General features: G+C 62.7%; 9 protein-coding genes and 3 tRNA genes. 9 read left to right on the plus strand and 3 right to left on the minus strand.

Going from position 1 to position 16,370, the window contains the following annotated elements; translation table 11 throughout:
• Positions 1-52 precede the first annotated feature (52 nt).
• The 3 genes from OKB87_RS20165 to OKB87_RS20175 all read right to left on the minus strand — a co-directional run bounded on the left by OKB87_RS20165 (position 53) and on the right by OKB87_RS20175 (position 361).
• Positions 53-138: transfer RNA gene (locus OKB87_RS20165), tRNA-Leu, on the minus strand.
• A 20-nt stretch (positions 139-158) separates the two neighbouring features.
• Positions 159-234 (minus strand) — tRNA-His (locus OKB87_RS20170).
• A gap of 50 nt (positions 235-284) precedes the next feature.
• Positions 285-361 (minus strand) — tRNA-Arg (locus OKB87_RS20175).
• Between the two features lie 260 nt (positions 362-621).
• On the opposite strand from OKB87_RS20175, the gene OKB87_RS20180 reads away from it, so the two are divergent.
• The 9 genes from OKB87_RS20180 (at position 622) to OKB87_RS20220 (ending at position 16,358) form a co-directional block, all read left to right on the plus strand.
• A complete protein-coding gene (locus OKB87_RS20180; protein ID WP_016348886.1) occupies positions 622-1,185 on the plus strand; it encodes a TetR/AcrR family transcriptional regulator in 564 nt (187 codons plus the stop codon).
• Between the two features lie 32 nt (positions 1,186-1,217).
• Positions 1,218-2,324, plus strand: a complete 1,107-nt coding sequence (locus OKB87_RS20185) for an efflux RND transporter periplasmic adaptor subunit (RefSeq protein ID WP_011704066.1) — start codon at positions 1,218-1,220, stop codon at positions 2,322-2,324.
• A gap of 15 nt (positions 2,325-2,339) precedes the next feature.
• Positions 2,340-5,420, plus strand: coding sequence for a multidrug efflux RND transporter permease subunit (locus tag OKB87_RS20190; protein ID WP_270828369.1), 3,081 nt, complete (start codon positions 2,340-2,342; stop codon positions 5,418-5,420).
• A gap of 122 nt (positions 5,421-5,542) precedes the next feature.
• Entirely contained in the window at positions 5,543-7,510 is a 1,968-nt protein-coding gene (locus tag OKB87_RS20195; protein WP_193388893.1) for an ATP-binding protein, read from the plus strand.
• Positions 7,511-7,586: 76 nt separating this feature from the next.
• Positions 7,587-8,936 (plus strand): glutathione-disulfide reductase, encoded by a 1,350-nt coding sequence (gorA, locus tag OKB87_RS20200; RefSeq protein ID WP_263680965.1) that lies wholly within the window; start codon positions 7,587-7,589, stop codon positions 8,934-8,936.
• A gap of 348 nt (positions 8,937-9,284) precedes the next feature.
• Positions 9,285-10,967, plus strand: coding sequence for a potassium-transporting ATPase subunit KdpA (kdpA, locus tag OKB87_RS20205; RefSeq protein WP_270828370.1), 1,683 nt, complete (start codon positions 9,285-9,287; stop codon positions 10,965-10,967).
• A 55-nt stretch (positions 10,968-11,022) separates the two neighbouring features.
• Positions 11,023-13,080, plus strand: coding sequence for a potassium-transporting ATPase subunit KdpB (gene kdpB / locus OKB87_RS20210; protein ID WP_024946250.1), 2,058 nt, complete (start codon positions 11,023-11,025; stop codon positions 13,078-13,080).
• 58 nt (positions 13,081-13,138) lie between these two features.
• Positions 13,139-13,666 (plus strand): potassium-transporting ATPase subunit C, encoded by a 528-nt coding sequence (locus OKB87_RS20215; RefSeq protein ID WP_011704060.1) that lies wholly within the window; start codon positions 13,139-13,141, stop codon positions 13,664-13,666.
• 103 nt (positions 13,667-13,769) lie between these two features.
• On the plus strand, positions 13,770-16,358 hold the full coding sequence (locus tag OKB87_RS20220; RefSeq protein WP_171281835.1) for a sensor histidine kinase: 2,589 nt from the start codon (positions 13,770-13,772) through the stop codon (positions 16,356-16,358).
• Positions 16,359-16,370: the final 12 nt, after the last annotated feature.

Here is a 16,370-nt window from a genome sequence, read left to right on the forward strand (position 1 = left end):
TTTCAAAACACAAAGACGACCATGAACGGTCATCCTCGTCATACAGCAAGTATGGTGCGAAGAGAGGGACTCGAACCCTCACACCCGGGGGGCACTAACACCTGAAGCTAGCGCGTCTACCAATTCCGCCACCTTCGCATACCTGACAAGCTGTAAAATGGGGTGGCTGATGGGGCTCGAACCCACGACAACCGGAATCACAATCCGGGACTCTACCAACTGAGCTACAGCCACCACAGCTGTTTTCGTTCTTCAACTCGCCCGCTTAACCGGCGCACTTTTGATGGTGCGCCCGACAGGATTCGAACCTGTGACCTCTGCCTCCGGAGGGCAGCGCTCTATCCAGCTGAGCTACGGGCGCTACGCTGTCGAACGGGGCGCAATATTAATGATGGGGACCCACCTTGTCTACTATTTTTTTATCCCACAGAATCAACCGCTTGTTTTTCCATCGTTTCTGGCTTTTTTTAAGCGTTTTTGTTTCATTCAGGCTGGATCCAGCCCCGCTCCGCTACTTTTGGCTCCCCCCACATAGCAATCCGATGATGGGCAAAACTTGACTTGCCTCAAAGCCCCCCTAGAATGAATGAACGTTCATTCAGCCGTTGTGATCATCCCGTCATGAACAAGAAAGAACGCATTTTCGATGCGGCTCATGAAGTACTCGGCGAACAGGGTTTCCACGGCCTCTCCATTGCCGTGGTGGCCAAGAAAGCCAGGGTGGCGGCAGGCACCATCTATCGCTATTTCAGCGACAAGGATGACCTGATCCGCCAACTCTATCGGCACACCATCCTCCAGTGTCATCCCCTGGTCATGGAAGGCGTGCAGACAGAGGAGGTATCGTTCGAACAATTTCGGCGTTTGTGGCTCAACATCCACGCCATCTTTGTCGACGAACCGAACGCGCTCAAATGCAAATTGCAGTATGAAACGTCCCCGCTGGGAGCAGAGCTGGAGCAGGACCCGGTCATCAAGGCTGCCTGGGCCCCGCTGGATCGCTTCTTCGAACGGGGCCTGGAACAGGGTCTGTTTATCGACCTGCCCGTCCGGGTACTGCAGGTGCTGAGCCTGGATTGCGTGGCAAATATGGCGCTGCAAAGCCAGGTGCACCAATTCGAACTGACGCAAGACCAGCTGGAAGCCGTGATCCGGGCCTGCTGGCGAGCTATTTTGACCCCTTAAACATTGCACTCATATCTCAGGAGCGAGAGTTCATGAAAAAGTGGATGAGCATCATGTTGCTCATCGCGCTGGCCCTGTTCGGCAGCGTGATTGGCTTCAACCTGTTCAAGCAAAAGATGATAGCCAACTACATGGCCAACATGCCGGAGCCCGAGTTTCCGGTCACCACCCACAAGGTGGAGACCCGCGACTGGGTGCCGACCATCGAGGCCATCGGTTTCATCGAACCCAACCAAGGGGTAACCCTGTCGACCGAGCAATCCGGCACCATCGACAGCATCTCCTTCGAGTCGGGTGATACCGTCAAGCCGGATCAGCTGCTGCTGAGCCTGGATGCCAGCGTCGAGAAGGCCAACCTGCGCGCCTCCATGGCCAAGCTGCCGGCGGCCAAGGCCAAGTTCGATCGCTATCAGAACCTGTTCACCAAGGGCTCCATCTCCCGCGACCAGCTGGACGATACCGAGGCGACCTATCGCTCCCTCGAGGCCGATATCGAGAGTCTGAAATCGACCATCGCCCGCCGCGAAGTGCGCGCACCGTTTGCCGGCGTAGTCGGCCTGCGCAACGTCTTCCTCGGTCAGTACCTGCAACCGGGTACCGACATCGTCCGGCTGGAAGACACCAGCGTGATGCGCCTGCGCTTCACCGTGCCGCAGACCGATATCTCCCGCATTCGCCTGAATCAGGACATCCTGATCAACGTGGATTCCTACCCGCATCGCCAGTTCAAGGGTCACATCAGCGCCATCGAGCCGGCCGTCAACTACCAGAGCGGCCTGATCCAGGTGCAGGCAGACATCCCCAACAACGACGGCCAGCTGCGCTCCGGCATGTTTGCCCGCGCCAGCATTCTGCTGCCGGCCCAGAAGGACCAGATCGTGCTGCCGCAGACCGCCATCACCTTTACCCTGTATGGCGAGAACGTCTACCTGGTCAAGGAGAAGGATGGCGTGAAGCGCGTCGAGCAGGTGGTGGTCAAGGTCAGCGAGCGCAAGGGCAACGATGCGCACGTGGTCTCCGGCATCAAGGCGGGTGACGAAGTGGTCATGTCCGGCCAGGTACGCCTGAGCAACGGCGCCAAAGTGAAAATCGTGCAGGACCAGGGCCTGAAGGTTCCGGACCAGGTTCCCATGCTGTAAAACGCGGAGAGACAGATGCGCTTTACCGATATATTCATCAAGCGGCCCATCTTGGCCATCTCGATCAGCTTTCTGATCGCGTTGCTGGGTGTCCAGGCCGTGTTCAAGATGCAGGTGCGGGAATACCCCGAGATGACCAACACGGTCGTCACGGTCAGCACCAGCTACTATGGCGCGAGTGCCGACCTGATCCAGGGCTTCATCACCCAGCCACTGGAACAGGCCATCGCCCAGGCGGACAACATCGACTTCATGACGTCGTCCACCCAGCTCGGCAGCTCGACCATCACTGCCTACATGAAGCTCAACACCAACCCGAATGCGGCCCTGTCCGACATTCTGGCCAAGGTCAACTCGGTACGTTCCCAGTTGCCGAAGGAGTCGGAAGATCCCTCGGTAACCATGTCGACCGGCTCGACCACGGCGGTGCTCTACATCGGCTTTACCAGCCCCGAGCTCAACGCCAGCCAGATCACCGACTATCTGGAGCGGGTCATCAAGCCCCAGCTCTTTACCGTCGGTGGCGTCTCCAAGGTCGACATGTACGGTGGTACCAAGTACGCCCTGCGGGTGTGGCTGGATCCGGCCAAGATGGCGGCGTTCAACCTGACCGCCGCAGACGTGATGAGCGTGCTCAACAGCAACAACTATCAGTCCGCTACCGGTCAGGCCACCGGCTACTTCACCCTCTACAACGGCAATGCCGAGACCCAGGTCAACACCACCGAGGAGCTCGAGCGCCTGGTGGTGGCCACCCGTGACAGCAAGGTGATCCGTCTGGCAGACATCGCCAAGGTCAGCCTGGAGAAGAGCCACGATACCTATCGCGCCACCGCCAACGGCCGCGAGGCCGTGGTACTGGCCATCAACGCGGCGCCGACCGCCAACCCGATCAACATCGCCCACGACGTGCTGGAGATGCTGCCGAGCCTGAAGAGCAACATGCCGAGCACCATGGAGGCCAACGTCCTCTATGACTCGACCGTTGCCATCAACGAATCGATCAGCGAAGTCATCAAGACCATCGCCGAGGCAGCCGCCATCGTGCTGGTGGTGATCACCCTGTTCCTTGGTTCGTTCCGGGCGGTCATCATCCCGATTATCACCATTCCCCTCAGCCTGATCGGGGTGGTGATGGTGATGCAGATGTTCGGCTTCTCCATCAACCTGATGACCCTGCTGGCCATGGTGCTGGCCATCGGTCTGGTGGTGGATGACGCCATCGTGGTACTGGAGAACGTGGATCGCCACGTCAAGGAGGGGGAAGAACCATTCCGGGCCGCCATCATAGGTACCCGTGAAATCGCCGTGCCGGTCATCGCCATGACGGTCACCCTGGCCGCCGTGTATGCGCCCATCGCCCTGATGGGGGGCATCACCGGCTCCCTGTTCAAGGAGTTTGCCCTCACCCTGGCCGGCGCCGTGTTCGTGTCGGGCATCATAGCGCTGACCCTGTCGCCCATGATGTGCGCCAAGATGCTCAAGGCCAACGAGGAGCCGGGCAAGTTCGAGAGCAAGGTACATCACCTGCTCGACCGCATGACGGTCCGCTACGATGCCATGCTGCACGCCGTGATGCAGAAGCGCATCGTGGTGGTGCTGTTCGCCGTCATCGTCTTCGCCAGCCTGCCGATGCTGTTCAAGTTCATTCCGAGCGAACTGGCACCGAACGAAGACAAGGGCGTCATGGCCGTGCTGGGTACCGCTCCCTCCAACGTCAACCTGGACTACATCCAGGGCACCATGGAGCAGGTAAACAAGGTGCTGGACGAACAGCCGGAAGTGGCCTTCTCCCAGGTCTTCTCCGGGGTGTTCAACGCCAACCAGGCGTTCGGCATCGCCTCCATGGTGCCGTGGAGCCAGCGTGAAGCGAGCCAGAAAGAGGTGCTGGAACGGATTGGCAAGCTGGTCGAGAACGTGCCCGGCATGTCCATCACCACCTTCCAGTTCCCGGAATTGCCGGGTGCCTCGAGCGGCCTGCCGATCCAGTTCGTCATCACCACGCCGAACAACTTCGAGAGCCTCTATCAGGTGGCAAGCGAGATCCTGACCGCAGCCCAGGGGAGTGGACGCTTCGTCTACTCCGAGCTGGACCTGCAGTACGACTCCGCCACTATGAAGATCAAGATCGACAAGGACAAGGCGGGTGCCTACGGCATCACCATGCAGGACATCGGCATTACCCTGGGCACCATGATGTCGGACGGTTACGTCAACCGGATCGACCTGGATGGCCGCTCCTACGAGGTGATCCCGCAGGTCGAGCGCAAATACCGCCTCAACCCCGAGTCGATCAAGTGCTACTACGTGCGGGCGGCCGACGGCCAGTCCATCCCGCTCGGCAGCCTGATCAGCATCGAGGTGGTCGGCGAGCCGCGCGCCCTGCCCCACTTCAACCAGCTCAACTCGGCCACCATAGGTGCCGTACTGATGCCGGGCACCACCATGGGCAACGCCATCGCCTGGCTGGATGCCACCGCCAGCGAGAAGCTGCCGCAGGGTTACCGTTACGACTACATGGGTGAAGCCCGCCAGTTCGTGACCGAAGGCAGCGCCCTGTACGCCACCTTCGCCCTGGCGCTGGCCATCATCTTCCTGGTGCTGGCGATCCAGTTCGAGTCGGCCCGCGACCCGCTGGTGATCATGGTCTCCGTGCCGCTGGCCATCAGTGGTGCACTGATCGCGCTGGCCTGGGGTGCCGCCACCATGAACATCTACTCCCAGGTGGGTCTGATCACCCTGGTCGGCCTGATTACCAAGCACGGTATCCTGATCTGCGAGGTGGCCAAGGAGGAGCAGCTGCTGCACGGTCGCAACCGGATGGAAGCCGTGATGGCCGCCGCCAAGGTACGTCTGCGCCCCATCCTGATGACCACGGCCGCCATGATCGCCGGTCTCATCCCGCTGCTCTATGCAACGGGCGCCGGGGCTGCCCAGCGTTTCAGCATCGGTATCGTGATCGTGGCCGGTCTGGCTATCGGCACCCTGTTCACCCTGTTCGTGCTGCCGGTGATCTACACCTACCTGGCCTCCGAACACAAACCGCTGCCGGTGTTTGACGAATCCATTCCGCCCAAGGCGAAAGGGAGTCATTAAAAACCGTTCTTAATCAACAAGGCCCCGTTTCGGGGCCTTGTTTTTATCACGCTAACGAAACACGACATAAGTGCATGAAGCAGTTAAACTAAATGGCAATATATCCAGACCGCAAGGACGCCATGTCAGGACTCTTCTCCAAGACCGCTAAGGCCGTCGGCCGTAACGGACTCTCATACCGCCTGCTCTCCTACATTCTGGTGTGCAGTACCGTATTGGCGATGATCATTACGGTGTTGCAGCTTGCCTGGGATTACCGCAAGGACGTGGCAGTGATCGAGGACAGCATCGGCCAGATCGAGGCTTCCTTCCTGCAGCCCATCGCCGCCAGCCTGTGGAACCTGGACGAAGAACAGGTCAAGGTACAGATCGAAGGCATCATGAACCTGCCCAACATGCAGTTCGTGATGGTGAAGGAGATGCTCGGCAACTCGGAAGTGCCGCTGCTGACCCAAGGGGTGGAGCGGGAAAGCTACGACATCTCCCGCGAATTCAACCTCACCTATCAGGGCGAAGTGGTGGGCAAGCTGTTTGTCGCCGCCTCCCTCGAGCAGATCTACCAGCGCCTGATCGAGAAATCGGTGCTGATCATGGTCAGCCAGACCATCAAGACCCTGGTGGTCTCGTTCTGCATCCTGATCATCATCTACTACCTGGTGGTGCGACACCTCAACCGCATCGCCAACTATGCCCAGAAGTTCAATCTGGACCGGCTCGCCATCGAGCTGACCCTGGAGGGGCGCCCCCTGCCCCGCAAGAAACCCGACGAACTCGACACCCTGGTTGCCACCCTCAACCAGATGCGCACCCGGCTGAACGACGAATTTGCGGCGCGCCATCAGGCCGCCGAGCAGCTGCAACAGGAGCGTGACTTCTCCGCCACCCTGATCAACTCGGCCAACATGGTCATCTGCTGCATGGAACCGGACCTCAACATCGCCAGCATCAATCCGGCAGCCATCCTGCTGACCGGCTACCACCAGCAGGAGATACTGCAGCACAACTGGCTGGATCTGTTCGTCAGCAAAGCCCAGCGCGATGAGCTGGCGGCTACCCTGGCCGATCACGGCTCCATCGAGGACAAAGAGGTCATCATGCATGACCAGCAGGGCCACGAGCTGGTGCTGCAGTGGACCTTCGCCCCCTTCTACGAGGGGCCCAACCTCAAGTATCTGATTGGCTTTGGCTACGACATCACCCGCCTCAAGAAGGTGGAGCGGGAGATCATCCAGCTCAACGAACAGCTGGAAGGCAAGGTGGTGGAACGCACCCGCAGCCTGAGCGATGCCAACGACCAGCTGGGCAAGGCCTACGACGACCTGAAACAGGCCCAGCAAACCTTGGTGGAATCGGAGAAGATGGCCTCCCTAGGTTCGCTGGTGGCCGGCGTGGCCCACGAGATCAACACCCCCATCGGCATCAGCGTGACCGCTTCCTCCTACCTGCAGGAGCGGGTGGCCGACTTCAAGCAGCACATCGAATCAAAACAGTTGTCACGCTCCTATCTCACCGAATTTACCGTCAACCTCGACGAGTCCATGCAGCTGCTGCAGGGCAACCTGCGCCGCGCTTCGGAGCTTATCGCCAGCTTCAAGCAGGTGGCGGTGGATCAGTCGTCCGAGGCACGCTACAACTTCAGCCTCGCCGACAACCTGCACCAGGTGGTGGTCTCCCTCGGCCACAAGCTGAAGAAGGCCCAGTGCGAGGTGGATATCCAGTGCGATCCCAAGCTGTCGATCTTCTCCTTCCCCGGCAGCTTCACCCAGATATATTCGAACCTGATCCTCAACTCCATCAACCACGGCTTCGACAACTGGGACAAACCCAAGAAGATCACCATCAAGGTGGAACAGCAGGGTGAAGAGCTGCTGATCGACTACAGCGACAACGGCCGCGGCATCCCGCCCGAGATCTTGCCGCGCATCTTCGACCCCTTCGTCACCTCCAAGCGGGGCCAGGGCGGCAGCGGGCTTGGCACCCACATCATCTACAACCTGGTGGTGCAGCTGCTGCGCGGTCGCATCAACTGCGTCAGCGAGCCGGACAACGGCGCCCAGTTCCATATTCGCCTGCCGATCCAACATAACTGAGCGCTGGCTCTTGTGAGCCAGCCGCTTTATCCCCATCATGCTGTGATTGCATTCTTAATGAGCGGAGAACCTCGCAATGGCACAGCATTTTGACTATATCGCCATCGGCGGCGGCAGCGGCGGCATCGCCTCGGCCAACCGGGCTGCCATGTACGGTAAGAAAGTTGCCCTGATTGAAGCCAAAGAGTTGGGTGGAACCTGCGTCAACGTCGGCTGCGTACCGAAGAAGGCCATGTGGTATGCCGGCCAGATCGCCGATGCCCTGAAATATGGCGCCGATTACGGCTTCGACACCACCCTCAACCACTTCAACTGGGCCAAGCTGGTCGAGTCCCGCCAGGCCTACATCGGCCGCATTCATCAGTCCTACCAGAACGTACTGGGCAAGAACCAGATCACCGTCATCAAGGGCTTCGCCCGCTTCGTCAGCAGCAACACCATCGAAGTGAATGGCGAGCAGTACAGCGCCGATCACATCCTGATCGCCACCGGCGGCCGCCCTGAAGTGCCGGCCATCCCGGGTGCCGAGCTGGGCATCGACTCCGACGGCTTCTTCGAGCTGCAGAGCCAGCCCAAGCGGGTTGCCGTGGTAGGGGCCGGCTATATCGCCGTCGAGATCGCCGGGGTGATGCAGGCGCTCGGCTCCGAGACCCATCTGGTGGTGCGCAAACACGCGCCGCTGCGCAACTTCGACCCCATGATCCACGAGACTCTGGTGGAGATCATGGCGCAGGAAGGGCCCAAGCTGCACACCCACGCCATTCCAAAAGCGGTGGTCAAGAACGCCGATGAGAGCCTGACCCTGCAGCTGGAAGATGGTCGTCACCTCACCGTCGACTGCCTGATCTGGGCCATCGGCCGCGTCCCGGCCACCGACAACCTCAATCTGGCTGCCGCCGGCATCGAGTTGGACGAGCAGGGCTTTATCCCGACCGACAAGTTCCAGAACACCGCCGTCGCCAATGTCTATGCCGTCGGTGACAACACCGGCCGCATCCAGCTCACCCCGGTGGCCGTCGCGGCGGGCCGCCGCCTCTCCGAGCGGCTGTTCAACAACAAGCCGAACGAGCACCTCAATTACGATCTGGTGCCGACCGTGGTGTTCAGCCACCCCCCCATCGGCACCATAGGCCTGACCGAGCCGGAAGCCGTTGCCGAATACGGTGAAGATCAGGTCAAGGTCTACCGCAGCCAGTTCACCGCCATGTACTCGGCGCTGACCCAGCATCGCCAGCCTACCCGGATGAAACTGGTCTGCGTCGGGCCGGAAGAGAAGGTGGTCGGCCTGCACGGCATCGGCTTCGCCATGGACGAGATCCTGCAAGGCTTCGGCGTCGCCATGAAGATGGGTGCCACCAAGGCGGACTTCGACAACTGCGTTGCCATCCATCCCACCAGCGCGGAAGAGTTTGTGACCATGCGATAAGCATGTTTGAAGCTGACCTGTCACTATCAGGCCAGTCTCAGTCAATTGCTACCAAACCCGGCCCAGGCCGGGTTTTTTGATCGCGTCCCACCCCTCCCACTCTGCCAGCCCTTCATTTTTACGCCGATTTTACGCCAGCCAAATCGGGCTTTATGGCGCCTTTACGCCCGTTCTACATACCCTTTCAGCGTCAATGAGACCTATGGGATCGACACGGATATGCATCGATCCCTGACGCTAATTACCTCAACGGAGTCGTTATGAATTGGCTATATCTGCTGCTGGTCCTCGCCCTCGCGGGTTATCTGCTGCGCGCCCTCGCGCGTACCCATGAGTGAGGAACCGGATATGTGGCAAGAGATCATCTATCCCGTCGCGTTCGTGCTGCTGGTGCTGCTGCCGGCGTCTCTGCTTGGCAACTACCTGTATCGGGTATTTGAAGGCAAGAGTCGCTGGCTGGCCCCGCTTGAGCGCGCCACCCTGGCCTGCTGCGGCACGGACGGGCGCGAGCAGGACTGGAAGTCCTACGCCCTCAGCCTGCTGGCCTTCAACGGCGCCGGCTTCGGCCTGCTGTTCCTGATCCTGCTGGCACAGGGGCTGCTGCCCCTCAACCCGCAACAGCTGCCCGGGCTGAACTGGCAACTCGCCTTCAACACCGCGGTCAGCTTCATGACCAACACCAACTGGCAGGCCTACTCCGGCGAAGCCAGCCTCTCCTACTTCAGCCAGATGGTGGGGCTCACCACCCAGAACTTCGTCTCCGCAGCCACCGGCGCCGCGGTCGCCATCGCCCTGTTTCGCGGCATCGCCCGCCAGCAGACCACCCACCTTGGCAACTTCTGGCAGGATCTGGTGCGTTTCTGTCTCTACGTGCTGCTGCCGATGGCGCTGATCCTGGCGCTGCTGCTGGTCTGGCAGGGGGTGCCCCAGAGCCTGTCTGCCTACCTGCCGTTCCACGCCCTGGAAGGTCAGGAGCAGCTGCTGCCGCTCGGCCCGGCCGCCTCCCAGATCGCCATCAAGCAGCTCGGCTCCAACGGCGGCGGCTTCTTCGGCATCAACTCGGCCCATCCGTTCGAAAACCCCACCGCCCTCTCCAACTGGCTGGAAATGGTCGCCCTGCTGACGCTGGCCGCCGCCATGGTCTGCACCCTGGGTCGTTACGTGAAGGATCTGGCCCACAGCCGCGCCATCCTCATCGCCATGACCATCATGCTGGTGCTGGGGCTCTGCCTCGCCATCGGCCAGGAGCTGAAGCCGGATCCGGCCCTCGCCCACCTCACCAGCGAAGCCGGCAACTGGGAAGGCAAGGAGAGCCGCTTCGGCCCCGTGCTGTCCAGCATCTGGGAAGTGGCCACCACCGCCGCCTCCAACGGCTCGGTCAACGCCATGCACGACAGCTTCGCCCCGCTCGCCGGCATGGTCGCCATGATCAACATGCTGCTGGGTGAAGTGGTGTTCGGCGGCGTCGGTGCCGGTATCTACGGCATGATGCTGTTCGTGCTGCTGACCGTGTTCCTTTGCGGCCTGATGGTGGGGCGCACCCCGACCTATCTGGGCAAACGGCTCGGCATCACCGAGATGAAATGGGTGGTCGCCAGCATGCTGGTGATGCCGGTCGGGGTATTGGTGATCGGCGGCATTACCCTGCTGATGCCGAACTCCGCCACCGTCATCGGTCACGACGGCCCCCACGGCCTCTCACGACTGATCTATGCCTACGCTTCGGCCGCCGGCAACAACGGCTCCGCCTTCGCCGGCTTTGCCGCCGCCGACAGCTGGCAGTGCATCGCCATCGGGCTGGCCATGCTGCTCGGCCGCTTCGGCTACATCATTCCGGTACTGGCCATCGCCGGCCAGCTGGCCCGCGCACCACGCCAGGAGACGAGCGAAGGGGACTTCCCGATCAGCGGCCCGCTCTTCATCACCCTGCTGATCGTCACCGTGCTGCTGATGGGGGGTCTCTCCTTCCTGCCGGTGCTGGCGCTGGGCCCGGTGGCGGAACACCTGAGCCTGCTGGGAGGAGCCTTCTGATGCTGCACACCCGATTGATCTGCGTGACCAACTATTCGATGCAGGGAGCTTTCCAATGAGCAAGTCCGCTTCAATGAGCACCGACACCATTCAGGTGAAGGGCAAGAAACAGAAATCACAGATCCTGCAGGCCATGGTGGAAGCCCTCTATCGCTTCAACCCCAGGGCGCTGTTTGGCAGCCCCATCCTGTTCACCCTCTGGCTGGCGGCCGTGATGGCGACCCTGGAGTCGCTGCTGGGGCAACCGCTCTCCGGCGTCGCTCCTTCGCTGGCCTGGCAGCTGACCGCCTGGCTCTGGCTCACCCTCTGGTTTGCCAACTTCGCCGAGACCCTGGCCGAGGGGCGCGGCAAGGCGCGGGCCGACAGCCTGAAGGCCGGCATGAGCCAGCTCAAGGCACGTCGAGTCACCAGCCCGCAGGATGACAAGGGCGAGTGGGTACCGGCCACCAGCCTGCTCAAGGGCGATCTGGTGCTGGTGCGCAGCGGCGAGATGATCCCGGCCGACGGCGAAGTGGTCGCCGGCATCGCTTCGGTCAACGAGGCGGCCATCACCGGCGAATCCGCCCCCGTCATCCGCGAGTCCGGCACCGACCGCAGCGGCGTGACCGGCAACACCACCGTCGTCTCCGACCAGATCTGGGTGCACATCAGCAACAACCCGGGCGAAAGCACGCTGGATCGCATGATTGCCCTGGTGGAAGGAGCCAAGCGGCAAAAGACCCCCAACGAGATGGCGCTGGACGCCCTGCTGGTGGGGCTGACCCTCATCTTCCTGCTGGTGGTGGCCACCCTGCCCTGGTTCCTCGACTACAACGGCACCCAGGTGCCCCGGCTCTATCTGCTGGCGCTGTTCATCACCCTGATCCCGACCACCATCGGCGGTCTGCTCTCCGCCATCGGCATCGCCGGCATGGACCGACTGGTGAAGCTCAACGTGATCGCCAAATCGGGCCGGGCGGTGGAAGCCGCCGGCGATGTGCGTACCCTGCTGCTGGACAAGACCGGCACCATCACCTTCGGCAACCGGATGGCAGACGAGCTGATCCCGGCCCCCGGCGTGGACCCCTCCCTGCTGGCCCAGGCCGCCATGCTGGCCTCGCTCGGTGACAATACCCCGGAGGGCAAATCCATCCTGACCCTGGCGGGCAAGAGCCACACCAGACCGAGCCAGCTGGAGAGCGACATCCTCATCCCCTTCAGCGCCGAGACCCGGCTGAGCGGGCTGGATCGCAACGGCCATCACTATCGCAAGGGGGCGGTGGATGCTGTGTTGCGCTACCTCTCGCTCGATCGCAAGGCGGTGCCCGAGCTCATCCTCAAATCGGTGGACAACATCGCCCGCCAGGGCGGCACCCCGCTGCTGGTCTGTACCCACGAGAAGCTGCTGGGAGTGGTGTTCCTCAAGGACATCATCAAGCCGGGCATCAAGGCCCGCTTCCAGATCCTGCGCCACATGGGGATCCGCACCGTGATGATCACCGGTGACAACCCGCTGACCGCCGCCGCCATCGCCGCCGAGGCCGGGGTGGATGACTTCATCGCCGAGGCGACACCGGAGAAGAAGCTGGCCTACATCCGTCAGGAGCAGGCCGACGGCCGGCTGGTCGCCATGTGCGGGGACGGCGCCAACGACGCACCGGCACTGGCCCAGGCCGACGTGGGGCTGGCCATGAACGAGGGGACCCAGGCCGCCAAGGAGGCGGGCAACCTGGTGGATCTCGACTCCAACCCCACCAAGCTGCTGGACGTGGTGCTGGTGGGCAAGCAGCTGCTGGTGACCCGTGGCGCCCTGACCACCTTCTCCATCGCCAACGACGTGGCCAAGTACTTCGCCATCCTGCCGGCCCTGTTCATCGCCGCCTATCCGCAGCTGGGGGTGCTGAACCTGATGCAACTGGGCAGCCCCGAGAGCGCCATCCTGTCGGCCATCATCTTCAACGCCCTGATCATCGTCGCGCTGGTGCCACTGGCCCTGCGCGGGGTCAGCCTGCAGGGCTCGGCCGCCAGCCTGCTGCGCCGCAACCTGCTGATCTACGGCGTCGGCGGCCTGATAGTGCCTTTCATAGGTATCAAGTTGATCGACCTGGTCATCACCGGCCTGGGGCTGGTGTAACCACATAGCGGGGTGCAGGCCGGGCTTGTACCCCATCAATCTTTTGGAGCAAAAAAACATGATCGCAATCAGAACCCTGCTGACCCTGACCCTGCTGCTGGGGGTGGCATATCCGCTGGCCGTCACCGGGCTGGCCCAGCTGCTCTTCCCCTGGCAGGCCAACGGCAGCCTGCTCACCAACGCCAAACAGCAGGTGGTCGGCAGTGCCCTGCTGGCACAGAAGTTCGAGCGGGCAGACTACTTCCACTCCCGCCCCTCCGCCAGCGACTTCGCCACCATAGGCGGAGGCGCCAGCAACCTGGGGATGAGCTCGCCGCTGCGGGCCGAGTTTGCCGCAGCGGCGGCCAGGGCGCAGCCGGAAGCCAGGGTCCCCGCCCTGCTGACCCGCTCCGCCTCCGGCCTCGATCCCCATCTGCCGCTCGCTGCAGCGCTGGCTCAGGTAGAGCGGGTCGCCGGGCAACGGGGGCTGGATCCCGTTCAGCTGACGGAGCAGGTCAAGTCGGCGGCACAAGCTGGTATCCTTGGCCCGCAGGTGGTCAACATTCTCCAGTTGAACCTGCAACTCGATCATCAAAAGGGCGCCTGAGGGCGCTCCTTGCCGTTCGGGACAGGCTCCCTTTCGACAACGGGGACAAGCATGAGCAATGAGGTCACGGCCGCGGTTCGGCCGATGCAACGGGAGCACGGGGATGCGTGATGAGTTGAGGGCGGACGCCCTGCTGGCGAGCCTGGAACAGGAGCACAGGGGCAAGCTGAAGGTGTTTCTCGGTGCCGCCCCCGGCGTCGGCAAGACCTACGCCATGCTGCAGGCGGTGCGGGAGCAGGCCAAGGAGGGGGTCGACATCCTGATCGGGGTGGTGGAGACCCACGGCCGCCAGGAGACCCTGGCCCTGCTCGACAAGCTCGCCATCCAGCCGCGCAAGCTGCACCTACACCGCCAGCAGCGGCTGGAGGAGATGGATCTGGACGGCCTGCTGGCCCGCAAGCCTGCCATCGCCGTGGTGGACGAGCTGGCTCACAGCAACGCCCCCGGCAGTCGCCACGAGAAGCGCTGGCAGGATGTGGAAGAGCTGCTCGGTGCCGGCATCGACGTCTACACCACCCTCAACGTGCAGCACCTGGAGAGCCTCAACGATCTGGTGTGGCAGCTGACCGGGGTCAGGGTCAAGGAGACCCTGCCGGATCAGGTGCTGCTGGAGGCCGACAGCCTGGTGCTGATCGACCTCCCCCCCAAGGAGCTGCTCGGCCGCCTCAAGGAGGGCAAGGTCTATGTGCCCCACCAGGCCAAGGCCGCCCTGCAGTCCTTCTTCTCCCTCAACAACCTCACCGCCCTGCGCGAGCTGGCGATGCAGACCGCCGCCAGCCACGTGGAGGGGGATCTGCAACTGCAGTGGCAGGCGGCCGGCAAGACCACTCTGCCGCTGCGGGGCAAGCTGATGGTCTGCCTCGGCGATCAGCACGGCGCCGCCCTGGTGCGCTACGGTCACCGCTTCGCCCAGCGCCGCCAGCTGCCCTGGCTGGTGGTGCACATCGACAGCAAGGGGCAGCGCTCGGTCGAGCTGGAGCAGGCACTGGCGCTCGCTTCCCAGCTGGGGGCCAAGGTGCTGACTCTCTCCAGTCCGGCGGTGGCCGACACCCTGCTGGAGACCGCCGAGCAGCAGCAGGTATCGCAACTGCTGCTGGGCAAACCCCACAAGGCGCCCTGGCGTCGCTCGCTGGTGCAACATCTGCTCAAGCAGGCGCAAGGACTCGAGATCACGCTGGTGGATACCGAGAAGCGCAAGCCCAGCCTGGGCTTGCAGCCGCTCCACCCCAAGGACATTCGCCAGAGCCTGCTGGCGGTGGCCATCATGGGGACCACCTCGGCCGCCGTCTGGGGCCTCTCCCACTGGTTGCCGCCCGCCTCCCTGCCCATGCTGTTCGTGCTGGGGGTGCTGGCCACCGCGCTCACCACCAGCCTGATGCCCGCCATCCTGGCCGCCGTGCTGGGCTTCGTCGGCCACAATCTGCTGTTCACCGCCCCCTACTTCTCTTTGAGCGTGGCCAGCCACAGCGATCTGCTCACCCTGTTCGTGCTGCTGATCGTCGGCATCACGGCCGGGCGGCTCGCCTCCCGTCAGCGCCAACAGCTGATCGGCCTGCGCGAGACCCAACAGCTGGGCAATGCCCTGCTGTCGCTGAGCCAGGGGCTGGCCACCGCCAGCAGCCCGGAAGAGGTGCTCAGGCAGGGATCTCAGGCCATCTCGCTGGCGCTGGGCCAGCCGGTGTTCGCCCTCGATCAGCACTACCAGCACAGGGCCGGCTCGACCCAGCACAAGCCGGGGCAGACCGACAAGGCAGCCATCGACTGGTGTCTGGCCCAGAAGCAGAGCGCCGGCGCCCACACCGCCACCCTCAACGCGGCCGAGGCCCAGTACCATCACCTCAGTGATGAACTGGTGCTGGGGATAGTGCTGGCCAATCCGCTCGCCTCTTCGGCCGAGCATCAGCTGCAGGCCCTGCTCACCGATATCCGCGCCGCGCTGGCCCGGATCGATCTCAACGAACGGCTGGCCGACAGCCAGCTGCAGGCGGAAACCGACCGGATGCGCGCCGCCCTGCTCTCCTCGGTCTCCCACGATCTGAAGACACCGCTGGCCACCATCATGGGGGCCGGCAGCACCCTGCTGGAATATGGTGACCGGATCAGCAGCGAAGATCGCAGCGAGCTGCTGCACTCGGTGCAGGACGAGGCGCGCCGCCTGCACAGCTATGTGCAGAACCTGCTGGACATGACCCGCATCGGCTCACCGGATTTCCAGCTCAAACGGGACTGGGTCGACCTGGCGGATCTGGTGGAAAACGCCCGCCGCCGGCTCGACTCCTCCTGGCGCCAGCACAAGCTGCTGGTGCACTTCGATCAGCAGATCCCCCGTCTCTATGTGCACGGCGCCCTGATCGAGCAGGTGCTGGTCAACATTCTCGACAACGCCTCCCGCTACTCACCGGCCGGCACCCCCATCGAGTTCAAGGTGATGCTGGCGGACCCCGATCTCATCCTCGACATCATCGACATCGGGGTCGGCATTGCCGAGTCGGATCGGGACAAGATCTTCAATCTGTTCTACACCCAGCCGGTCGGCGACTGCGGCAGCCGTGGCACCGGACTTGGCCTCGCCATTTCCCGCGCTATGATAGAGGCCCACGGCGGCCGCATCTGGGCATTTTCCGGCCCCAACGGCAACGGCACCTGCATGCGCATCTCCCTGCCGCTGGCGCTCAATGCAGCCGCGGCCTGAACCTTTTTACTC

The organism is Aeromonas sp. Y318-1 (assembly GCF_027706125.1).
GTDB classification, from domain to species: Bacteria; Pseudomonadota; Gammaproteobacteria; order Enterobacterales; family Aeromonadaceae; genus Aeromonas; species Aeromonas hydrophila.